This is a genomic window from Streptomyces sp. APSN-46.1, assembly GCF_022815725.1.
Taxonomy (GTDB): Bacteria; Actinomycetota; Actinomycetes; order Streptomycetales; family Streptomycetaceae; genus Streptomyces.
In genome coordinates, this window is record NZ_JALGRF010000001.1 from 1,119,007 (window position 1) to 1,140,627 (window position 21,621).

Sequence of the window (21,621 nt, forward strand, 5' to 3'; positions counted from 1 at the left end):
GGGGTTGACTCTGGGGGCGAAGGGATGACGGAATGCGGCAGTTTCCTCTGGAGATGCACCACGTGGCACCCGGACGGGTGGTCGAGTGGCGGTTGCGGTCCACGACGGCGGAGGCCTGCGACCGCGGCGATGCGGCGGACAGGAGGGCGTCCTTCAACCAGGACAAGCACTTCACCGTCGCCGAGGAAAGCCGCGCGTCCGATGACCCGGTAGCGTCCTGGATCGCGGTGACCTTCGAGGTGACGGGCCCGCTCGACGAGCCGGCCCTGGCCCGGGCCCTGCTGGCCTTCGTCCGGCGGCACGAGGTGCTGCGCTGCGAGTTCCGGCGGCTGGCCGGGGAGCTCTCGTGCGCGCCCTTCGCCGCCGACGAACTCGCCCTCGACGCGGAGCACGTGGGCTCCTTCGACACCACCGAGCGGCTGCGCGGCTTCCTGGTCGAGCGGTTCAAGCGCAGCATCGACACCCTGTCCTGGCCCCTGTTCACCATGGGCGCCGTGCTCCGCGAGGACTCGGCCACCGTGTACCTGGCCTTCGACCACATCGTCTGCGACGGCATGTCGATGCCGATCGTGGTCCGGGACGTGCTGACCGAGTACGAGGCGCTGCGCCGCGGCGAGGACGCGGGGCTGCCGGCCACCGCCCCGAGCTACCTCGACTTCGCCGACGAGCAGCGCCGGCGCTACCTCTCCATCGAGGCCGAGGACGAACGGCTGGGCTACTGGAAGTCGTTCATCGAGCGGAACGGCGAGTTCTTCCCGCGGTTCCCGCTCGACCTGGGCGTGCAGCCGGACCGGATGTACCCGATCGTCAACGAGGCCTCCCGGCTCCTGGACGCCGGCGAGGCCGAGGTGTTCGAGAAGTCCTGTCTGGCGGTCGACGGGAAGCCGTTCATGGGGGTGCTCGCGGCGGTCGCCGTATGTCTGCGGGAGGCCGGCGGCCCCGGCGTCTACCGCGGGTTCATGCCGGTCAGCGAGCGCGGTCGCGGCCCGTGGACGGGCGCGGTGGGCTGGTTCGTCAACACCATGCCGATCGAGTTCGACGCCTCGCCGGGCCGGGACTTCGCCCAGGTCATGGCCGGGGTCCGGGCCGGCTTCACCGAGATGATCCGCCATATCGACGTACCGTTCGTGCGGGCGTGGCAGCTGCTGGCGCCCGCGGAGTTCGCCGCCCAGTCCTGGCCGTACCCGGTGAACTTCTTCTCGTACATCGACATCCGGAAGGTCGTGGGCGCCGAGCGCCACGCCGAGTGGCAGCCCGCCACGCACATCTGGTCGGCGCGCGCCAACGGGGCCTGCTCCTGGTTCCAACGGGACGCGGACGGACTGCACATGAACTCCCTCTACGTCGACACCCCGGCGGCGCGCCGCACGATGGGCGACTTCCAGGAGGCACTGCGGCGCACGGTGCGGGACATCGCGTGCGGGGGCGGCTTCCGCCGGCCCATCGCGCTGACCCCGCCGCGGCAGCCGCTGCTGCCGAAGCCCATTGAGGCCTGATCCGGCCTGATCCGGCCGAGGCGGTCCGAGGACAGGGGCGGCGGGGGCGGGGCGGCCGTGCGGCGGGCGGCGGCCGGGGCCGGGGCCGGTCAGGCGTCCGCCACGTCGGCCGCCCGCCGCAGCAGCAGGGCCCGTTCCCGGGCGTTGCGGGTGAGGGAGGCGGCCCGCTCGAACTCGGCGCGGGCCTCCGCCCGGCGGCCGAGCCGCCGCAGCAGGTCTCCTCGTACGCTGGGCAGCAGGTGGTACGCCCGCAGGGCCGGCTCCCCGGCCAAGGCGTCGACGAGCGGAAGCGCCGCCTCGGGCCCTTGGGCCATGGAGACGGCGACCGCCCGGTTCAGCTCCACCACGGGGGACGGGATCAGCTGGACGAGCCGCCCGTAGAGCGCGGCGATGGTCGGCCAGTCGGTGTCCTCGTACCGGACGGCCTCCGCGTGGCACCCGGCGATGGCGGCCTGCACGGAGTACGGGCCGCTGCCCGCGCGGCTCATGGCCTCGACGCCCCGGCGGATGAGCATGCGGTTCCACTTGGCCCGGTTCTGGTCGGCGAGCAGCACCGGCTCGCCGTCGGGGCCGGTGCGGGCGGCGATCCGGGAGGCCTGGAACTCCAGCAGCGCCGCGAGCCCGTGCACCTCGGGCTCCTTGGGCATCAGCCCGGCCAGGACGCGGGCGAGCCGGAGGGCGTCCTCGCACAGGGCCGGGCGTACGAGGTCGTCGCCGGCGGTCGCCGAGTAGCCCTCGTTGAAGATCAGGTAGATCACTTCGAGGACGGAGGAGAGCCGCTCGTCGCGGTCGGCCCCGTACGGGACTTCGAACGGCACCCCGGCCTTGGCCAGGGCTCGCTTCGCCCGGACGATGCGCTGGGCGACGGTCGGCTCGGACGTGAGGAAGGCGCGGGCGATCTCCTGGGTGGTCAGCCCGCCCATCAGGCGCAGGGTCAGGGCGATCCGCGCCTCGGTGGCCAGGACGGGATGGCAGGCCGTGAAGATCAGCCGGAGCAGATCGTCGTCGATGTCGTCCGGGTCCGCCGGTTCCTCGGGCGGGGGTACGTCCTCCAGGGTGCGGCCGACCTCGGCGAGCTTGCGGGCGTACGTCTCCTTGCGGCGCACGAGGTCGATGGCGCGCCGCTTGGCGACAGCCGTGAGCCAGGCGCCCGGCTTGTCCGGGACACCCGCCTCGGGCCACTGCTCCAGCGCGGCGACCAGCGCGTCCTGCGCGATTTCCTCGGCGATGCCGACGTCCCGCACGATGCGGGCGACACCGGCGATGATGCGCGCGGACTCGATCCTGAACACCGCTTCGACCGCTTGGGTCGCCGTCACTGCCGTCACGGCCACCCATCAGAGCAGCCGTGACGAGGCAGGGCAAACCGGGACGGCGGCGCCGGGGGTGACGGCGCCTGGGGCGACGGCGGCGCTGCCGGGTCAGCCTTCGGCGATCTGGCGGAGCTCGGCACCCACCGTCCACTGCTCGGGGTGGATCTCAAGGAACCGCTTCGTCCATTCGAGCGCCTCGGCCTTGTCCTTGGCCTGGAGGATGGCGTAGCCGCCCACGACCTCCTTGGTCTCGGTGAAGGGACCGTCGGTGTAGCTCAGCTTGCCGCCGGACCAGGTGACCCGGGTCCCGTCGGCTGTGGGGAGCAGTCCGGCGGTGTCGAGCATGACCCCGGCCTTGGTGATCTCCTCCATCAGCGCGCCCATCCGCTCCAGGAAGTCCGGGGGGAATTCGGTGTCGGAGGGGAGGCTCTTCTCGTCGATGCGGATCAGGGAAAGGAAGCGCGGCATGGTGACTCCTCGGTAGGGAGGACGGGGGCTTTCCCCGCCTCTCACCCCTGCGTCGAACGGGAGACACCCGGATCGACAGCTCCCCGGAAATTATTCGGGGAATCCTCGACGGCATCGCGGCGGCGCGGCCGTACGGCGGGCGCGCGCGGCCGTACGGCGGGCGGGGCGGCTCGGGGTCCTCCCTCCCGCCCTTCGCTACCCGCGAGTAAGATCGCGGGCCCAGGCCCCTCCGAGAGGAACTCCCGATGCCGCGCACCCCCTCTTCGCCCCTGCTGCTCGCCGGTCTGCTGGCCGGGGCGGCGGTGGCGCACGCGGTCGCTCCGAAGCAGTTCGACGCGATCGTCCCGCGCTCGCTGCCCGGCACCCCGCGGCAGTGGACGTACGCGAGCGGCGCGGCCGAACTCGCCCTCGCCATCGGCGTCGCGCACCCGCGGACCCGGCGCGCGGCGGCGCTGGCCACGGCGGCGTTCTTCGTCGGGGTGTTCCCGGCGAACGTGAAGATGGCGGTCGACGCGCGCCACCGCTCCCCCGCCGCCCGGGCCGTGACCCTCGGCCGGCTGCCGCTCCAGGTCCCGCTGGTCCTGTGGGCCCGCGGTGTGAGCCGCGGGGCCACCGGCCGCTGACGACTGACCCTCCGGCCCCATCCGGGTGTCACGGGCTGTCCCCGGACCAGTCCCAGCGCCCGGGATCAGCCGGGCGGCGGCGGTAGTGGGCGCGCCCGCCCGCGCCGTAGCGACCTATCTCGGTGGGGAGCCGGGCCTCTTCGGCGAGCCGGCGCTCGCTCCAGCCGGTGATGTCCAGGAGGAGCCCGTCGAGGGGGCCGCCCACGAGTTCGCCGTAGGCATGGCCGGGGCGCGGGCCGGGGTCGGGGTCTTCGTGGTCGGCGCCGTAGACCCGGCGCCGCAGCATCCTGTCGTCCATGCCCTCAGCTTCACAGGCGGCACTGACAACGGGCCGGTCCGGCCTGCGGCGATGATGGTCTCCCGACCCACAGCGGACCCGCGGCGCACACGGCACAGACGCCACAGACAGAGCACGCGGCACACGCGGTGCACGCGGCGCACACGGCACAGACCAGACACACGAGGCAGGAGCCCCACCCATGGCACGTCGGGTACATCAGCCACTGGAGAACCAGGAGTTCGACTTCATCCTCTCCCTGGCCCCCGGGCCGGTTCTCGCCTACTTCATCGGCACCTGGCCGAAGGCCCTCGACGCCTGCCGCGCGATGGACGCGCTCGTCGGCGAGCTGGCCGAGGAGTACGGGACCCGGCTGACCACCGTCCGGACCGACATGACCCGCTGCCCCGAGCCGGTCAGGCGCTACGGCGTGACCGGCGCCCCCACCGTCGTCCTCGTCAAGGACGGCGAGGCGGTGGCGAGTCAGGCCGGGCCGATGACCCGCGAGGAGTTCCGGGAGTTCCTGGACTCCCATCTCTGACCTCTGATCTCTGATCGATCGCGGCGACCACGCTGGGCCTTGTGGGCGAACTCGGATGATGTGGCTGAAAGTGGCATAGGTGGGATAGGTGCCCAAGGCATGTAATGGAGTCCGGCACGACGGACCCATCGCTTGCGAGGTGCTGCATGTCAGAACCCGGTGTCATCGCATTCCCCCAGAACCGGACCTGCCCCTACCACCCCCCGGCCGCCTACGAGCCCCTGCGGGAGGGGCGGCCGCTCTCCCGGGTCACCCTCTTCGACGGGCGCTCCGTGTGGGTGGTCACCGGTCACGCCGAGGCCCGCGCCCTGCTCTCCGACAGCCGGCTCTCCGCCGACCGGCAGAACGCCGCCTTTCCGACTCCCACCCGGCGCTTCCAGGGGCTGCAGAACCGGCGCACCGCCCTCCTCGGGGTCGACGACCCCCAGCACAACACCCAGCGCCGGATGCTGATCCCGAGCTTCACGCTGAAGCGGACCGCCGACCTCCGGCCGCGGATCCAGCAGACCGTGGACCGGCTGATCGACGAGATGACCGCTCGGGGCCGGTACGCCGAGCTGGTGAGCGCCTTCGCCCTGCCGGTACCGTCCATGGTGATCTGCGCCCTGCTCGGAGTCCCCTACGAGGACCACGAGTTCTTCGAGGGTCAGTCGAGGCGGCTGCTGCGCGGGCCGGAGCTCGCCGACGTGGAGGACGCCCGCGCGCAGATCAACGGCTATCTGGCCGACCTGATCGCGCGCAAGCGGCGGGACCCGGGCGACGGGCTGCTGGACGAGCTCGTCGCGCGACGGCTGGAGACCGGCGAGACGGATGTGGACGAGCTGGTCTCGCTCGCCGCGATCCTGCTCATCGCGGGGCACGAGACCACGGCGAACATGATCTCGCTCGGCACGTTCACCCTGCTGCGGCATCCGGAGCAGCTGGCCGAGCTGCGCGCGGACCCGTCGCTGATGTCCGAGGCCGTGGAGGAGCTGATGCGGTTCCTGTCGATCGCGGACGGGATGCTGCGGGTGGCCACCGAGGACATCGGGATCGCCGGGGTGACGATCCGTCCGGAGGACGGGGTGATCTTCTCCACCTCCGTCATCAACCGCGACGAGGCGGTGTTCGAGAATCCCGACGCGCTGGACTGGCACCGGCCCACCCGGCACCATCTGGCCTTCGGGTTCGGCATCCACCAGTGCCTGGGCCAGAACCTGGCCCGCGCCGAGATGGAGATCGCGCTGGGCACGCTGTTCGAGCGGCTGCCCGGCCTGCGGCTGGCGGCCGAGCCCGACCGGATCCCGTTCAAGCCCGGCGACACCATCCAGGGCATGGTCGAACTCCCCGTGGCGTGGTGAGGCGGCCCGTGCGGATCTCCATCGACACGGCGGTGTGCATCGGAGCCGGCCAGTGCGCGCTGACCGCCCCCGAGGTGTTCACCCAGGACGACGACGGTTTCAGCGAGCTCCTGCCGGGCCGCGAGGGCGGTCACGGCAGCGCCCTGGTCCGTGAGGCCGCCCGGGCCTGCCCGGTGTCCGCCATCTCGGTACGGGAGCCCTGAGGCCGGCCGAACCGAACCGAACCGCAGCCTGCGGTCCCCCAACTCCCCAGCCCGTCGGCTCAGGAGCGGTCCATGAGCGTGACCGCCCGCCGCTCCAGGGCCGCGGAGCGGTCCACCAGGTCGGCGCACTCGTCGAAGAGCGCCCGCCGCGCGGACGCGTCGGAGTTCGGATCGGCCGTACGGGCCAGGTCGGCGATCCGCGACCAGTGGCGGCCGGAATCCCGGAAGAGCCCGGCCGCCTCCGGCCGACCGGCGAGGTCGAGGAAGTCGGCGTACAGCGGCCGGGTGGCACCGGGAGCGGTCCACTCCTCCTCCAGGCAGGCGTACAGCCGACGGGTGCCCGCCGCGAAGGCCTCCGGCGTGCCGAAGCGGCGCTCCCAGCCCGTCTTGGTCCGGGTGTCGCGCAGCTGGGCGGCGAACTTCGCCATGCCCGAGAAGCCGAAGTTGACGTCGAACTGGTTGCCCAGCACGGGTCCGGTGAAGCGGGCGACGGTGGCGGCGACGGCCCCGTCGATGTCCGGCTCGGCGGTGGCCCGTCCGGTGGGCACGACCATCTGATGGCGGCCCTTGCGGTGCCCGGACCAGGCGGCGCCGAACTCCTCCCGGCCGATCCGGTAGGGGCTCTCGGCGCCGTCCTCGACGTAGAGGACGTCGTCATCCTCGTACCCGGCGACGACCACGGTGTACGGATCGGCGCCGGCCAATTCGGGGCTGACGGCGGCGCCGTGCCAGGGCAGCGCGGACTTGTCGACGGTGCAGAACACCGGCCACCCCGCGTCGAGCGCGGCGCGGACGCGGCCCCAGCGGGGTTTGGTGCTGCGCGTGGCCTCGTACGGGACGTGCAGCCGGCCGAGGGCCACCTGCACCCAGGGTTCGGGGTGGGCCTGGGCGACGATCGTCGGGATCGGCGGCCGGCCGGCGTACTCGAAGACGAAGTACATGAAGCCGACACCGCCGGCGAGGCCCGCGACCAGCACCTCCTCGTGCACGCTGCCGAGGGCGTGCCGGATCAGGGAGCTCTCACGGTGGCGTCCGGTACCGAAGTCCTCATACACGAGCACGGTCATGGGGCCACCCTAGGCCGTCCCCACCCACCCCCCGAACTTCCTGTACAGTTGTCCAGGAAATCCTGCTTGAACCCTCGCAAGCTCGAACCCTCGCGGAGTGGAGATCGCCGTGCACACGGTCGCCCAGGTCCTGATCGGCGCGATCGCCGCGCTCCACCTCTATTTCCTGGTCCTGGAGATGTTCCTGTGGCAGCGGCCGCCCGGCCGCGCGCTGTCCGGGTTCGACGCGGACACCGCGCGCGTCACCGCCATGCTCGCCGCCAACCAGGGCCTCTACAACGGCTTCCTGGCCGCCGGTCTGGTCTGGTCGCTGGTCATCGGCTCGCTCGCGACGCAGATCTTCTTCCTCTCCTGCGTGATCATCGCGGGGCTGTACGGGGCCGCCACCGCGAACCGGCGGATCCTCGTCGCCCAGGCCCTGCCCGGCGCGCTCGCCCTCGGCGCGGCGCTGCTGGCCTCGTGAGCCCCGAGGACCCGCGGACGGCGCGGACCAAGGCCCGGCTGCGCGAAAGCCTGTTCGCCGAGTGCGCGGACCGCCCGCTGGGCGAGGTCAGCGTCTCGGCCGTGGTCCGCCGGGCGGGGATCGGGCGCGCCACGTTCTACCTGCATTACGAGGATCTCCCCGCGCTCGCCGTGGACGCCTGCGCCGAGGTGGTGCACGCGGCGGTCGACGCCCTGCACGCCTGGCAGACGGACCCCGCAGCGCCGCCCCCGGCCCGGCCCCCGGCGGCGCTGGCCGCCTTCCTCGCCGGCGCCGCCGAGCACGGCGGCCTGTACCGCACCCTGCTCCTCCCGGGCGGCGGCGGCCCGCTCGGCGAGCGCCTGCGCCGGGAGCTGCGGGCCCGCTCCCGCGCCGAGCGCGCGGCGGTGGGCGCTCCGCACCCCGACCTCGTCGCGTCTGCCGTGGCCGCCGCCTTCACGAGCGTCCTCGCGGACTGGCTGCACGGCCGGATCCCGGCGGCGGGACCCGAGGAACTCGCGGACCTGGTCTGGCGCCTCCTCAAGGCCCTCCACCGCGCCGTCTGACCTCGCCGTCCGACACCCCGGGACCGGGGCCGTCCGCCGAGACCCGGCGGCCGGACACCCCTGAACCGGTGAGCCCCGCCGGGCTGACCGGCGGGGCTCACGTCACGAACCGGACTCGCGAAATGGCCTTACCGGGGGATCACCTGCTCCGCCTGCGGACCCTTGGGGCCCTGGGTGACCTGGTATTCGACCTTCTGGCCTTCCGCCAGCTCCTTGAAGCCGCTGGACTGGATGGCGGAGAAGTGCACGAACACGTCCGGGCCGCCATCGTCCTGCTGGATGAAGCCGAAGCCCTTTTCCGCGTTGAACCACTTCACGGTGCCTGTTGCCATCAGTACTGATCCTTCTCAACGTTCCACTGCGGGCCGCACACGCGGCCGTCTCGATACTGCCCGGGAGTCACCCCCACCACACCCTGGGCGCGGCCAACAGAGGCCTTTCGAACTTACGGACGCCTTGTACCCGGAAAGGGGGAGCAGCGCTCTCGCGAGGCGACGGTGACCCGGCAGCCCAGACAGTGCGCGTGGCCGGTACGGGCGGCCGCGTCCCGGGTGCGCCAGTCCCACTCGGACACCGGACGCGGGCCGCTCGGCTTGCCCCAGCCGGCCAGGTGGAGCAGCCAGGTGACGAGCCCGGCCGCTCCGACCAGGGCGAGGCCCAGCCAGACGCCGGGGGTCCAGGCCGCGCACACGGCGAGGCCGGCTCCGGTGACGCCCAGCAGGGCGAGGGTGGTTCCGGTCCAGCCGGCCACGGTGTGGCCCAGATCGACGTGGCCGTGCGCGCTCATGATTCTCCCTGGAGGAACGGGCAGCAGTAGGCTCGGAGCAGGATCTTTTATCTCACGAGCTAAGTAACTTAGATGCTAAGGAGTATCGACGTGCAGGGCAAGTCCCGCCCCCCGGCCACGGCCGGGGAGGCGATTTCGCGCATGGACCAGTACGTGGCCCTCGGCCTCATCGGCCAGCAGGAGGTGGCGCAGCTGCTCGGGCTGAACGTCACGGATCTGACGTGCCTGGGCCACATCCTGGGCGCCGGGGACACCCCGCTCTCCGCCGGCGATCTCGCCGAGCTGACGAACCTCACCACCGGGGCCGTCACCGGGGTGCTCAACCGCCTGGAACGCGCCGGCTACGCGCACCGGCAGCCGGACCCGGCAGACCGCCGCCGCGTCCGCGTGGTGGCCGACCCGGCCGCCGCCGCCCGGCTCGTCGCGGTGTACGAGCCCTTCTACGCCCGTCTCGGCGCCGTGTTCGCCGAGTACTCCCCCGAGGAGGTCGCCGTCATCGCCGACTGGTTCGGGCGGGCGACGGTCGAGATCCGCGCCCATCTGGCCCAGGTGCGGGCCGGCGAGCTGGGTCCCGTCGCCCCGTAGTCACCGACTGGTAAAATGGGGCGGAAACTTAAAGCGCGGGGCGCATGCGCCCGGTGCGGACACGTACGACGAGCCGGGGCCCGTACCGAGGGGTACGGGCCCCGGCTCGTCGCCGTTCACCACTTTTCACCACTCCCGTTCGTATTCCGCGTGTCCTCTCTTCACGGAAGGTTCTGCATGAAGAACCCGTCACCTCATGGGCGTTTCGGCATCAAGGCCGGAGCGAAGGCAGGCACCAAGCCGGGCGCCAAGGGCTCCGGCAAGGCTCCTCGGACCCTCGGGCCGCAGGGCGAGTTCGCGATGCCCGCGACGGTCATCCCGGCGCTGCCGCCGGTGGAGTCCTTCGACGAGCTCGGCCTGCCCCCTGAGCTGGTGACGACGATGACCGGACTGGGGGTGAAGGAGCCGTTCCCCATCCAGGCGGCCACGCTCCCCAACTCCCTCGCCGGCCGGGACATCCTCGGGCGCGGCCGGACCGGCTCCGGCAAGACCCTCGCCTTCGGCCTCGCCCTGCTGGCGCGGACGGCGGGGCAGCAGGCCGATCCGAAGCGGCCCCTCGCGCTGGTCCTCGTACCCACGCGCGAGCTGGCGCAGCAGGTGACCGAGGCGCTCACGCCGTACGCGACCGCCCTGAAGCTACGGATGGCCACGGTCGTCGGCGGGCTGTCGATCGGCAAGCAGTCGGGCGCGCTGCGCACCGGCGCCGAGGTCGTCGTGGCCACGCCCGGGCGGCTCAGCGACCTGATCGGACGGCGTGACGTCCACCTGGAGCGGGTGAAGATCACGGTCCTCGACGAGGCCGACCAGATGTGCGACCTGGGGTTCATGCCGCAGGTCACCGAGATCCTGGACCAGGTGCACCACGCCGGGCAGCGGATGCTGTTCTCGGCGACGCTGGACCGCAATGTGGACCAGCTGGTGCGCCGGTACCTGAAGGACCCGGTCTCGCACTCCGTGGACCCCCAGTCGGCGACGGTGTCCACGATGGACCACCACGTGCTGCACATCCACGCGGCCGACAAGTACTCGGCGGCGACCGAGATCGCCGCGCGCGAGGGCCGGGTGCTGATGTTCCTGGACACCAAGCACGGCGTCGACCAGTTCGTGAAGCACCTGCGGGCCATGGGTGTCCGGGCGGAGGGGCTGCACAGCGGCAAGTCGCAGCCGCAGCGCACGCGGACGCTCGCGCAGTTCAAGAACGGGGACGTCACGGTCCTGATCGCGACGAACGTCGCCGCGCGCGGCATCCACATCGACGACCTCGACCTCGTGGTCAACGTGGACCCGCCGGCCGACAGCAAGGACTACCTGCACCGGGGCGGCCGCACCGCCCGGGCCGGCGAGTCCGGCAAGGTCGTCACCCTGGTCACCCCGAACCAGCGCCGCGACATGGTGCGCCTGATGTCCGACGCCCGGATCCGGCCGACCATCACCCAGGTGCGCTCCGGCGAGGCGGCCCTGAGCCGGATCACCGGGGCGAAGACCCCGTCCGGGGTGCCGCTGGCCGGCGCGGCGCCGACCGACGCCAAGGGCCGGCCGTCGGGCTCGGACCTCGGTTTCCGGGGGATCGGGACCCGGCCCGGCCGACCGGGCAAGGGCAAGGAGTCCCGTAAGACCATCGAGGCGCGGCAGGCGGCCGAGGCCCGCCGCGCGGCCCGGGTCCGCAAGGGCATCTGACCCAGTACGCGACGGCGCCGGCCCCCGGAAGCGGGGGCGGGGGCCGGCGCCGTTTCGGCGTTCCGGGCGCGGTCAGCGACGGCGCTTGCGCCGGGCCACGATCGCGCGGGTGACGAGCGGCGGGAGCAGGTCCTTGGCCAGCTTCCGCCAGCCCGCTGCCGCCGGCTTGCGCGCGGCGGGCGCCGCCTGCCGGGAGGCGGCCGGGGCCGAGCCGGTCGCGGCGCGCCCAGGGGCGGACGCGGGCGCTTCGCCGGGGGCGGCTTCGGCGGGGGCGGGGCGCAGCGGCTTCGGCGGCTCGGGCGCGACGAGCCCCTTGTCGCCGATGCGGACCAGCGGCCGGCCGGCCACCTGCTCCACGCCGTGCCAGACGCCCTCGCGGCCCTCCAGCCAGGTGCGCAGCTCCGACTGGAGCGGTTCGGGGTCGTCCCAGGTCGCGTAGAGCTTGTTCGGGGAGATGCAGATGACCCGCAGGTCTCCGGAGGCCACCGCGCCCCAGACGGCGGCGGCGACGCCGGGGCAGTGCGCGGCGCGGTAGTCGTCGAAGACGACGACGGCGCCCGGGGCGGCGAGGGCCCGCGAGGACGCGACGTCCAGGGCGACGTGCTCGTAGAGGTGCGAGGCGTCGATGTGGACGAAACGGCAGCTCGCCGCCTCCACCGTGTCCGTGACCACGGAGGTCGGGGCCTGGATGACCGTCGGCAGCTCCTCGTGGAACGCCGTGTAGTTCGCCTCGAACGCGCGGCGGGTGAGGGTGGAGTACGAGCCCTGCATCTCCGCGAGGTTCGCGTCGTCGGGCGCGGGCGAGTCGAAGAGGTCGCAGACGGTGAACCCCTCGCCGGCGCGCAGGTACTGGCCGAGGAAGATCGCGCTCTTCCCCATGTAGACGCCGAGCTCCAGGATGTCGCCACGCTGCTGAGCGTCACGGTTCTGGCGGGTCAGAAACCAGTCGAAGAGCGCCTGGTCATACGCCGAGAACCAACCCTTGACCTGGCCGAACGCCGTGGGCACCGGCGGGGCGGGGGTGGTGGCGGACATGGGTGAAGCCTGCGACACGGAGAGTCCTCCTCGAACGGAGCGGCATCGGACAACACTGATTCACCGGCCGGGTACGCAGACCATAGACGCCCGAATGGACGCACGACGCGGTTCTTCGGCGCCGCGGGCCGAATGACACTCACCGTTCCGCCGGGCGACACCTGCGCGCAGCTCCGGCGTCCGCCGGAGGTCAGGAAACGCCCGGGGCGCGGGCCTGCGCGCGGCGCTCCGTGTCAGACCGCGACCAGACCGCGGTCAGACCGCGGTCCGCCGGAGCAGCCGCTGGGCGGCGGCGTTGCGGACGCGGCGGGTCCGGGCGGCGTCGGCGAGCAGGCTGAGGGCCTCGTACGAGGTCACCGCCCGGACGGCGGTCCGCTGGCACCAGTCGGAGGCACCCGTGAGCTCCGCCGCCGACCACGGTTCGCCCTGGTTGATCGACTTGAGCAGGGTCCACTCGCGCAGCCTGCGCACCGGGAAGGCGCGGCCGGCCAGGACCTCGCCCATGGCCCGGGCCCAGCCGGGGAACCGCTCGTCGGCCAGCAGCTGCGCGGCCCGGCGGTCCAGGTGGGTGACCACGGCGCTCTCCGCCATCACCGTGTCGGGATCGCGCAGCACGGCGGCGACCCTCTCGGCCTCCGCGGCCTCGTCGGACACGGCGGCCAGGGAATCGAGGTGTCGGGCGTAGCGCCAGTGCTCGGGCGGGGCCGTCCCGTGCGGTACGACCGTCCGCTGCGGCGCGACCGTCCGCGGCGGCGCGACCGTCCGCTGCGGCGCGACCGTCCCCTGCGGCGCGACCGTCCGCGGCGGCGCGAGCGTCCCCTCGGCCGGGTTCGCCGGGCCGACCCCCGCTCGTATCTGGTCCTCAGCTCTCCCCATGCCTCCCATTCCACACGACGCGCCCGAACGGGTGGTGCGCAGGGTCCGTCAGCGGGCGGGGCGGCGCGGGGAGGCGCCCTGGCGGCGGGGCGGGTCAGCGCTCGTACGCCTCGTGCCCGCCGTGGCCCTGGAAGCCCTCGTGTTCCGGCTCGGGCAGCGGGGCGCCGGTTTCCAGCAGGGTCTTGAGGCTGGAGGCGATCATCGGCCAGGCCCGGCCGCACATGCCGATGAGGGTGCCGCCGGGCGTGAAGCCCTCGTGGAGGATGGTCAGCCGCGCGAGGGTGTCGCCGACCGGCTCGATCTCGTACGTCACCTTCGTGCGCAGCTCCCGCGCCAGCTCGGCCCGCAGCTCCTCCTCGATGCCGACGGAGGCGGCCCACTGGGGGGTGAAGGTGTGCCAGGTGTAGGAGAGCAGCCGGTCCGGGACGCAGGCGAGGACCACCTGGGCGGCATCGCTGGTGCGGGCCCCGCGCTCCACCCACTCCATGGCCGAGCCCACGGTCCAGTCCGTCTCGAAGCTCAGACCCCAGTAGCGGCGGGTGAAGGCGGGCTCGGTCAGGGCCTGCCAGACTCGGGAGGGGTCGGCCTGGATGTAGAGGGTGTAAGTGATCGCGCTGTCGCTCATGGGCCCATGCTGCTTGACCGCGGGCCGCGCGCCCGGGATTTCCCCGTCGCGGCGGGGGCTACCCCGCGCGGAAGCCCTCCTGGGGGAGTTCCGTGGGCGGGGTCCGGGGCGGGGTGGGGAGGGAGAGGCGGTCGCGGGCGTGGCGGACCCGCGTCGAGTCCGCCCAGGCCGGCCGGACCTCAGTCGCTGAGTTCCCTGACCTGCTCGGGGCGGCGAGCAGGCGGGCGTACGCCGGGTCGGGGGTCGGGGACAGCAACGTGAGGCGGTCCGCCGTACGGGCGTGGGCGCCCGGCCGGGCCGTCGGGTGGTGCCACCGCGCTGGTCGGCGCCGTCCGGGCCTTCGGGCACGGCCTCGTCGGTCAGCTGCGGCATGGGAACTCCGTTCACCGTGGGTGGGCCGCCGGCTGCGCAACAGCGGGCGGGCCCCGGGTTACGGCGGGCCCGGTCCCGGGCCGTCCGCCCCCCTTTTGCCCTCCCCGTGCCTCCTTATGACCTGGTTACGTCGATCTTGCTACGGTCCACCTGCGGACTGACGGCCTGAAGAACCGTCGGTCCGACCACGTCACCGGCCCGGGGACGAGCGGGGCCCGGGCCGCGTGTAGCACGCGCCGCGCCCGGCGATACGCGAACGCGGGGCGCGGTAACCCCGCCGGGACCGGTTTCACCCGTCCGCGTGACGGCGCGTGCGCCCCCGGGCCGCGGGTACGGCAGGGTGGGCGGATGCTGCGCCGCGCCCTGCCCTTGACCCTTGCCGTGCTGGTGATGACCGCCGGGTGTGTGACCGTGCGGCCGCCGCAGCCGGCGGCGGGGCCGCCGGGGCCGGAGCCCGCGGCGGCCCGGCCGGCATCCGTACCCCGGGAACCGGCGCCCGGGGCCTGGCCGTTGGGCGAGCTGCCCTCCCCCTCGCTCCCGCAGGCTCAGGCGCCGACGCCGCCCGCCTCCGTCGAGCAGGCGGTACGAGGGCCTGCCGCGCCGAGGCGCGCCGCTCCCGCCCGGCCCGCGGAGCGCGTCAGGCCGGTCAGGCCGCCCCGGCCCGGCAGTCCCGTCCGGCCCCCGAAGTCCGTGCACCCGGCCGGGCCCGGCCGGGCCGCGAAACCCCGCAAGCGCGAGTCCGCGCCCGCGGCGTCGAAGTACCGGCCCGCGCCGCGCCGTTCGTTCGACATGGCCCCCCTGTGCACGGCGGCCCGGGGCACGCTCGACCCCTCGATCGTCGCCCTCTGCACAAGCCGCTACGGCGGCTAGGGGATTGTCCGGCGGATCAAGGTTCGAGCAGGGTCATCACATCGCGCTGGACCACGTGCGGGCGGTCCGCCACGACCGACAGGACCCACATGCCGGGGCCGGCCGTGAGGCTGCCCCGGCGCTCGCCCGGTTCCGACTCCGGCAGGACCACCCAGTCGTGCGGTGCGGCCGCGGCGTCGTGGGCGTGCAGTGCCGCCCGTACCGTGCGGCCGCGCGCCACGCCGGTCGCCACGATGTCGAACGGCTCCCCCGCCACCGCGAACTCCGGTACCACGATGCCGAATACGTCGTCGGCCAGGGTGTCCCCCGCCGACTTGCCGTTGTGGATGGCGTCGAGCTGGTGGCCGAACGCCTCGCCGCTGATGAGGTCGCCGTGCCGGTGGCCGTTCCACCGGGCCTCCTCCGTCCTGCGCAACGCCCAGGCCGCGAAGGCCGATTCGGCGGGGACGGTCCCGTCACCGGTCCATGGCTCCGAGTCGTTCATGACGTAGTGGAAGTCGAGCCTCCCGCCCGGGTCCGCCGTCACGGCGTGCAGGGTGGGGTGTGCCCGCCCGGCGAGGCACTGCACCTCGTACGGGAGGCGGCGGTCCGGGCTGCCGCGCAGGTTGTCCCGCAGGGCCCCCTCGAACTCCTCGTGGAAGGAGAACACGTCCTGGACCATGTCCGTCGGCAGGCCCACGTCGATGTCCGTGAGCTGGTCGTAGTAGCCCTCCGGGAAGTCTGGCCGGCGTACCGCCTCGTAGACCGGGAGCAGTTGCCCCACCGAGGGGAAGCTGCGGCAGAGGTCCGTGAGCCGTTCGTTGAGGCGGCCCGCCAGCGCCGCCGCCGTGCGTCCCAGCAGGCCCGTGCCCACGCCGTGGCCCGTCAGGAAGCGGACGGCCTTGGCGGCGCCCCGGTGCGGGGTGCCGGCCGTCACGAGCATCCGGGCGGTGTCCCGTCCGCCGAGGACCTCCAGGTAGTACCGGCCGATGAGGCCGCCCATGGAGTGGCAGATCAGGACGACCTTCGGGTCGTCCTCGGCCTTGGGGTAGTGGGTCCGGAACTCCTCGGTCCACCGCCCGAGTTCGCGCTGGACGCGGGTCTTCAGGTCGGCCGCGGTGAGCCGGTTGGACAGCCTCCAGTCGTACGGGAACACCACGAACTGCTCCGGTCGCACGCCGGTGAGCAGGCCCGCGACGTCGGGGTAGCCCACTTGCGTGACCAGACCGGGTAATCCGGTCGGCCGCCGGACCAGCCCCGCGGCCTCGACCGCGTACGGCTCCTCGGGCCGCTCGTCGCCGATCCCGTCGGGCAGCCGCAGCCGGGTGATCAGTTTCTTCGGCGGCGCGGCGCCCAGCAGCGCCCCCACCGACAGGTTCCACAGGTCCGTGCCGTCCCGCGTCAGGCGGGTTCCCGTGATCCCCGGTACGAAGACCACCAGGTCGTGCTTCAAGGGGCTCTCCTCCTTGCGTCGTCCGTCCGGTGCCCGGGTGGCGCCGACGGGTCAGGGGCGGGGTCGGGGGGCGGGGGAAGCGGGGGCGGGCGGGGCTGCTACCAGCCGGGCCCGGGCCGCCAGCCGCCGGCGCCCGGCGCGGCGCCCGCGTCTCCCCCCGGCCCCGGGCGGACGGCGGGCGGCGGGTCCAGCGCCCGGGTGCCGAGCAGGATCTGGTCGCAGCGGCGGCGCCCCTGGAGGGTCAGCGTGATCCCGCGGCCCTCCTCGTACACGGCCCCGACGGCCTCGACGTCCAGACCGCGCCAGGGCACCGTGGCCGCCTTCAGCTCCCGGCGTGTCGTCGCGTCGAACACCGCGAGGGTCAGCTCGCCGCCGCAGGCCACCAGCAGGGGGCGCTCCGGGGGGCCGGTGAAGAGGAGGGCCGAGGCCCGCCCGCCCGGGTAGGGGAAGCGGTGGGCGATCCAGCGGTCGCCCTTGTACCGCGCGAGGTGGACCATGTCGTCCTCGCCCCACGCGACCAGCGGGACGGACGTGCCCAGGACCCGGTGCTCGCCGAGCACCATGGTCGCCGTACGCCGCCAGGAGTCCTCCAGTACGGCCGGCACCGCGCGGTCCTCGGCGCCGGCCGGCCACAGCCGGAAGCCGCGTCCGGTGTCGACGCCGACCCAGGTGCGGCCGTCGGACAGGATGCGCACGTCCAGGGCATGGGCGACCACGTCCACCTCGCCCCGCACCGGCCAGCGGCCGTCGCGCAGCCGCCGCCGCTGCACCGTGCGGCGGTCGGGGACGAACACGCTCGGCGCTCCGTCGGCCTCCACGACCAGCCCGAGCCCCCTGATCTCCTCACCGGGGTCACCGGGCAGGGTGATGTCCTCGTACGGGGTGGCGGCCGCCAGGTCGGCGGTCAGCGACCAGACGCGTACGGTCCGGCCCGCTGCGGCGGCCACGAGCCAGGCGCCGTCGTGCCACACCGCGCGCACCGCGGTGACCGGCTCCGCCAGCCGCAGCGGCACCGGATCCCCGCCGCCCGGACCGGGGGCCCCGGCATATCCGGCGACGACGACGCGGCCTGTGACCCGGCAGAGCAGCCCCGGGCGGCCGGGCGGGCCCGCCGCGTGTTCCACCATGAGGCGTTCGGTGTAGCTGCGTTGCGGGCCGCCGGGCCGGGCCGCGGTCGCCGCCGCGACGTCGAGGATCCGTACGTGCGGGCCGTCGGCGACCGCGACGCGCCCGCTGCCGCCGGGGTCGCAGGCCAGCGCCTCCGGGTCGCGGTGCCCGTGGACGGGGAACGCGCACAGCGGGCGGCCTTCCTCGTCGAGTCCGTGCACGGCCACCCGGTCGCCCTGGTGGAGGACCAGCAGCGGCCGGGTGCCGAGGTGGCCGAGCGCCATGCCGCGCGCGTCGGGCGACTCCAGGGACAGGGCGTGCGCCACGGCCCACCCGGGTGCGGGGCGGCCGTCGCCGCCGGTGGTGAGGGACAGTCGCCACACGTCGGTGGTGTGGCCGTCGGCGCGGGCCAGCCACGCGGCGGGCGCCCCGGGTCCGCCGGCTCGCGGTACGGGCTCCGGCAGGGCCGCGAGGGCCCGGACCGGGCCCCGGCCGGTGTGCGGCAGCGGCACGGCCGAGCCGAGCAACTGCCGCCCCGCGCCGGCCGGATGGACCTGGTGCACCAGGGTCTCGACGCCGGCGGAGAGCAGGAAGTGCCGCGCGCCGAGCGAGAACAGGGCGAGGCGGTCCGCGGCGACCGGCAGGATGCCGGCCAGGCCCGCCTCGGAGGCGCTCTCGTCCGCGGGCCACTGCCAGGTCCACACCCGCTGCCCGTCCGCGGCCATGGCGAGGAAGTGGCCGCCGCACGCGGCGACGGCCAGCGCCTTCGGAGCGCCGCCCCAGTCGAAGACCTTCGCCGGCAGCCCCGACGCGTCGTCCCAGACCAGCACCGCGCTGCCGTCGGCCGCCGCGGTGACCCGCCGGGGGCCCGCGGTCGCACCCGCCACCTGGCGCAGCGACCGGTGCCGGTCGGGGGCGCGGCGGGTGAGGCGCTGCCGTCCCGTCCGCGGGTCGTGCACGGCGACGGCCCCGAGCACACCCAGGGACAGCACGGTGTCCGGCTCTTCGCCGGCGGACGTGCCCTCGCCGGCGGCCGTGGCGCCCCCGGCGGCCGCGGCCTCGCCGGTGGCCGCGGCCTCGCCGGCGGGTGCGACGCCGACGGGCGTGGCGCCCCCCGCGGCCGTGGCCTCCCTGGTGGCCGGTGCGACGCCGGGGCGCGTGGCGTCTCCGGCGGCCGTGGCCTCCCTGGTGGCCGGTGCCTCGCCGGCGGGCGTGGCGCCCCTGGCGGCCGTGGCCTCCCTGGTGGCCGGTGCGACGCCGGCGGGCATGGCGTAGGCGGCGGGCGTGGCGCCCCCGGCAGCCCACCCCCCGCCGGCGGGCGTGGCGAGGGCGGCGGGTGTGGTGACGGCGGACCAGTGCAGGGCACGGGCGCCGCCGCGGGCCGCCGGCCACCGCAGGTCCACCGGTTCGGGAGCCGCGTCGGTCCACAGCTCGCTCCAGCCGAGCCCTGCGAAGCCCTCCGAGGTCAGCCGCCGGTACATGCCTTCGCGGTGGCTTACGAAGGCCGTGCCGCGCAGCAGCGCCCGCCGCGCGCCGGGGTCGCGACGGCGCCGGAACTCGTCGGCGACCCTGACGTAGAGCGCGGCGCCTTCGCTCGGCCCCACCTGCGCCACGGCCAGCGGCAGCACCACGTCGGGGTCGGTGTGGACGAGGAACTCCGGGTCGTCGAGGAGGTCCCGTAACCGTTCCTCGTCGGCCTGCGCGGCATGGGCGGCCAGGTACGACCGGGTGTACGCGTCCGCCTTCCCCCAGTCGGGGGCTCCGCGGGCGTGCAGCACCGCGTGGATCTCGCGGTGTCCGCTCTGCGGTGTGAGCCCGAGCCGGTCGAGTATGTGGGCGCCGTACCCGGCGTGCGCGAGCCGGTACGTTCCCGAGTCCACGGCCACGAGTCCGCCTTCGGCCAGGGCCAGCAGCTCGCGCGCCTGGGCGCGGGTGAACGCGCCGGCCCGGCCGTGCAGGGCGTCAGCCATCGTCACCAGCAGGGACAGGTCGCGCAGCCCGCCTCCGTGGGCGAGCGCGAGCGGGGCGAGGATCCCGGCGGCCGGGACCGCCCCTTCGCGTTCGAGGTGGCCGATCTCCCGGCGAACCCATTCCTCCAGGCCGGTGCCGGCCTGCCGGAGCTCCGCCTCCAGCTCCGCCGCGGACGGCGGGTGGGGCCGCCGGGCGAGCTGGCCGGCGACGAGCCGGGCGACCAGGAAGAGGCCGTCGCTCTCGGCGGCGATCGCCTGGGCCGCCTCGCGCCGCAGCAGGGCGCGGCTCGCGTCCGCGTACGGGGAGCCGGGCGCGGCGAGGAGGGACTCCGCGAGCGCGGTGATGTCGCGTTCGGCGTCGTCGTCCTGGTCGAGGGCGAGCGGGGCCGTCGTCTGGTCGAGCACGTCGAGGAGGCTCTCGGCGCCGACCGGGTCGGCCAGTTGCCGCCGGGGCCTGGGGCGCGTCGCCACGATCACCTTCACACCCCGGGTGTCGGCGAGCCGGTTGAGGAACTGGCGGGCGATCTCGTGCGCCTGTCCCGGCATCGCCTCGTCGAGCCCGTCGAAGAGCAGGTTCAGGGCGCCCGCCTCCCGCGCGAGGGCGGCGACGGCGTCCGCGCAGCGGCCCGCGTCGAGGGCCGTCTCCGGTTTGGGCGGCATGGCGCCGAAGGTGCTCAGCGCGTCCCACACGGCCTCGACCACGGCGGACAGGGAGCGGTCGCGGCAGGTGACGAGCGCGTGGACGGTGCCGGGCCGCGGGCAGATCTGGGGCGGCGGCTGAGGGTCGAGCCGTGTCCTGCGCCGGGCCACGGACAGCAGGGCGACCATCGCCAGCAGGGCCGTCTTGCCGGATCCGCCGGGCCCGGTGACCACCTGCGTGCCGTGCGCCGCCGTGTCGAGCCAGCGGACGAGGCGGCTGAGCGCGGCGTGCCGTCCGGTGAACTCCCTTTCCAGTACCCCGCCTTCCTGGAGCTGGAAGGCGGACTCCCGCGCCCACGGAAGGGGTGCGTCGTCGGCGAGTACGGCCGGGTTCGCCCACTGCCCGCGCAGTGCCGCGTCGCCCTCGTCCTGGAAGTACGGGTTGTGCAGGAAGTTGTTGGGCAGGTGCCGGACCATCTCGAAACCCGGCCGCTCGTCCCTGGTCTCCAGCCCTTCCCGGGCCGCCTCCTGGTCGATGGCCTCGACCAGGTAGGGGACGGAGAGGTAGAGGTGCGAGCGGTGCATCGGCAGGGAGCGGTCGGAGACCTCGGTGTCGGGCTTGCCGAGGACGGACGACAGCCAGCCCACCCACAGCCCCTCCCGGATGGTGGCCCCGACCCCGGACGTGCCGATCACGGCGAACCCGGCCGCCGAGGTCTCGTAGGCGCGGGCGACCGCGGCGCGCTCCTTGCTGACCGCCCGCCGCAGGGCCACGTTCAGGTGCCCGTGCGAGGAGCACGCGTCGAGGACGAGGAGGGTGTGCGCCGGCCGGGGGGCCGAGAGGATCCGGTCCACCAGTTCGGTCAGGGCGAAGGAACGGTCGGGGGCGAAGGGGCCGTCGGCCCAGGAGTCGCGGCAGGCGAGGTGGAACCCGCCCTCGGCGTCCACGCCGTGCCCGGTCCAGTAGAGGATCTTGCGTTCGGCCCGGCGGTCGAGGAACTCGTCGAGCCACGCCGACAGTTGGGAGCGGGTCAGGCCTTCGGGTCCGTCCAGTACCTCTCCGAAGCCCAGTCTGTCCCGGGCCGTGGCGGCGAAGCGGGCGCTCTCGGCGCCGATGTGCCGCAGGTGCTCCCGTCCGTCCTGGCGGTCCGGGTTGTCGTACGTGTCGACGGCGAGCGCGCCGACCAGTCCGTCCGAGCGGAAGGCGTCCCGCCCCAGTCCTCTGGACACGTGAACCCCCCGATTTCCGGTCCGTCCGATCCGTTTGCGGGGTCGCTCGCGCCCCGTCGCGC

Annotated in this window: 21 protein-coding genes; 9 read left to right on the forward strand and 12 right to left on the reverse strand. The window is 74.3% G+C overall.

Annotated features, from left to right (window positions below):
• Nucleotides 1-32 precede the first annotated feature (32 nt).
• Nucleotides 33-1,496 (forward strand): condensation domain-containing protein, encoded by a 1,464-nt coding sequence (locus MTF65_RS04965; RefSeq protein WP_243626954.1) that lies wholly within the window; start codon nucleotides 33-35, stop codon nucleotides 1,494-1,496.
• Nucleotides 1,497-1,585: 89 nt separating this feature from the next.
• Here the strand turns inward: MTF65_RS04965 and MTF65_RS04970 are convergent, their stop codons facing one another.
• Nucleotides 1,586-2,815, reverse strand: a complete 1,230-nt coding sequence (locus MTF65_RS04970; RefSeq protein ID WP_243627323.1) for an RNA polymerase sigma factor — start codon at nucleotides 2,813-2,815, stop codon at nucleotides 1,586-1,588.
• A gap of 102 nt (nucleotides 2,816-2,917) precedes the next feature.
• Entirely contained in the window at nucleotides 2,918-3,277 is a 360-nt protein-coding gene (locus MTF65_RS04975) for a YciI family protein (RefSeq protein ID WP_243626955.1), read from the reverse strand.
• A 245-nt stretch (nucleotides 3,278-3,522) separates the two neighbouring features.
• Here MTF65_RS04975 and MTF65_RS04980 point away from each other — a divergent pair, with 245 nt between their 5' ends.
• Nucleotides 3,523-3,900: a hypothetical protein gene (locus MTF65_RS04980; protein WP_243626956.1), complete on the forward strand. Its 378-nt coding sequence runs from the start codon at nucleotides 3,523-3,525 to the stop codon at nucleotides 3,898-3,900.
• A gap of 28 nt (nucleotides 3,901-3,928) precedes the next feature.
• On the opposite strand, the gene MTF65_RS04985 is transcribed toward MTF65_RS04980, so the two are convergent.
• A complete protein-coding gene (locus MTF65_RS04985; protein ID WP_243626957.1) occupies nucleotides 3,929-4,198 on the reverse strand; it encodes a hypothetical protein in 270 nt (89 codons plus the stop codon).
• A 181-nt stretch (nucleotides 4,199-4,379) separates the two neighbouring features.
• On the opposite strand from MTF65_RS04985, the gene MTF65_RS04990 reads away from it, so the two are divergent.
• The 3 genes from MTF65_RS04990 (at nucleotide 4,380) to MTF65_RS05000 (ending at nucleotide 6,261) form a co-directional block, all read left to right on the forward strand.
• Entirely contained in the window at nucleotides 4,380-4,718 is a 339-nt protein-coding gene (locus tag MTF65_RS04990; protein WP_243626958.1) for a co-chaperone YbbN, read from the forward strand.
• A 146-nt stretch (nucleotides 4,719-4,864) separates the two neighbouring features.
• Nucleotides 4,865-6,058 (forward strand): cytochrome P450, encoded by a 1,194-nt coding sequence (locus MTF65_RS04995; protein WP_243626959.1) that lies wholly within the window; start codon nucleotides 4,865-4,867, stop codon nucleotides 6,056-6,058.
• A gap of 8 nt (nucleotides 6,059-6,066) precedes the next feature.
• Nucleotides 6,067-6,261, forward strand: coding sequence for a ferredoxin (locus tag MTF65_RS05000; RefSeq protein WP_243626960.1), 195 nt, complete (start codon nucleotides 6,067-6,069; stop codon nucleotides 6,259-6,261).
• A gap of 59 nt (nucleotides 6,262-6,320) precedes the next feature.
• Here MTF65_RS05000 and MTF65_RS05005 read toward each other — a convergent pair whose 3' ends face one another.
• Nucleotides 6,321-7,328: a DUF4872 domain-containing protein gene (locus tag MTF65_RS05005; protein WP_243626961.1), complete on the reverse strand. Its 1,008-nt coding sequence runs from the start codon at nucleotides 7,326-7,328 to the stop codon at nucleotides 6,321-6,323.
• Nucleotides 7,329-7,437: 109 nt separating this feature from the next.
• Here MTF65_RS05005 and MTF65_RS05010 point away from each other — a divergent pair, with 109 nt between their 5' ends.
• Complete coding sequence (locus tag MTF65_RS05010) at nucleotides 7,438-7,791, forward strand: DUF1304 domain-containing protein (RefSeq protein ID WP_243627324.1); 354 nt, start codon at nucleotides 7,438-7,440, stop codon at nucleotides 7,789-7,791.
• Complete coding sequence (locus tag MTF65_RS05015; protein ID WP_243626962.1) at nucleotides 7,788-8,354, forward strand: TetR/AcrR family transcriptional regulator; 567 nt, start codon at nucleotides 7,788-7,790, stop codon at nucleotides 8,352-8,354. Before MTF65_RS05010 ends, MTF65_RS05015 begins: the two co-directional genes overlap by 4 nt.
• Before the next feature lie 128 nt (nucleotides 8,355-8,482).
• On the opposite strand, the gene MTF65_RS05020 is transcribed toward MTF65_RS05015, so the two are convergent.
• Together MTF65_RS05020 and MTF65_RS05025 are read right to left on the reverse strand one after the other, a co-directional pair.
• Nucleotides 8,483-8,686 carry a cold-shock protein gene (locus tag MTF65_RS05020; protein WP_243626963.1) on the reverse strand — a complete coding sequence of 68 codons (204 nt, stop codon included), beginning with the start codon at nucleotides 8,684-8,686 and terminating at the stop codon, nucleotides 8,483-8,485.
• 113 nt (nucleotides 8,687-8,799) lie between these two features.
• A complete protein-coding gene (locus MTF65_RS05025) occupies nucleotides 8,800-9,141 on the reverse strand; it encodes an HGxxPAAW family protein (protein WP_243626964.1) in 342 nt (113 codons plus the stop codon).
• Between the two features lie 90 nt (nucleotides 9,142-9,231).
• Here MTF65_RS05025 and MTF65_RS05030 point away from each other — a divergent pair, with 90 nt between their 5' ends.
• Both MTF65_RS05030 and MTF65_RS05035 read left to right on the forward strand, forming a co-directional pair.
• Nucleotides 9,232-9,726, forward strand: coding sequence for a MarR family winged helix-turn-helix transcriptional regulator (locus MTF65_RS05030; protein WP_243626965.1), 495 nt, complete (start codon nucleotides 9,232-9,234; stop codon nucleotides 9,724-9,726).
• A gap of 177 nt (nucleotides 9,727-9,903) precedes the next feature.
• Nucleotides 9,904-11,403 carry a DEAD/DEAH box helicase gene (locus tag MTF65_RS05035; protein ID WP_374207155.1) on the forward strand — a complete coding sequence of 500 codons (1,500 nt, stop codon included), beginning with the start codon at nucleotides 9,904-9,906 and terminating at the stop codon, nucleotides 11,401-11,403.
• A 72-nt stretch (nucleotides 11,404-11,475) separates the two neighbouring features.
• Here the strand turns inward: MTF65_RS05035 and MTF65_RS05040 are convergent, their stop codons facing one another.
• The 6 genes from MTF65_RS05040 to MTF65_RS05065 form a co-directional block, all read right to left on the reverse strand.
• Entirely contained in the window at nucleotides 11,476-12,438 is a 963-nt protein-coding gene (locus tag MTF65_RS05040) for a class I SAM-dependent methyltransferase (RefSeq protein WP_243626966.1), read from the reverse strand.
• A 255-nt stretch (nucleotides 12,439-12,693) separates the two neighbouring features.
• Complete coding sequence (locus tag MTF65_RS05045) at nucleotides 12,694-13,314, reverse strand: hypothetical protein (RefSeq protein WP_243626967.1); 621 nt, start codon at nucleotides 13,312-13,314, stop codon at nucleotides 12,694-12,696.
• Between the two features lie 94 nt (nucleotides 13,315-13,408).
• A complete protein-coding gene (locus tag MTF65_RS05050; protein WP_243626968.1) occupies nucleotides 13,409-13,939 on the reverse strand; it encodes an SRPBCC family protein in 531 nt (176 codons plus the stop codon).
• 917 nt (nucleotides 13,940-14,856) lie between these two features.
• Nucleotides 14,857-15,102 (reverse strand): hypothetical protein, encoded by a 246-nt coding sequence (locus MTF65_RS05055; RefSeq protein ID WP_243626969.1) that lies wholly within the window; start codon nucleotides 15,100-15,102, stop codon nucleotides 14,857-14,859.
• Nucleotides 15,103-15,197: 95 nt separating this feature from the next.
• Nucleotides 15,198-16,613, reverse strand: a complete 1,416-nt coding sequence (locus MTF65_RS05060) for a lipase/acyltransferase domain-containing protein (RefSeq protein ID WP_243626970.1) — start codon at nucleotides 16,611-16,613, stop codon at nucleotides 15,198-15,200.
• Between the two features lie 98 nt (nucleotides 16,614-16,711).
• A complete protein-coding gene (locus MTF65_RS05065; protein WP_243626971.1) occupies nucleotides 16,712-21,559 on the reverse strand; it encodes an ATP-binding protein in 4,848 nt (1,615 codons plus the stop codon).
• Between the last annotated feature and the right edge of the window lie 62 nt (nucleotides 21,560-21,621).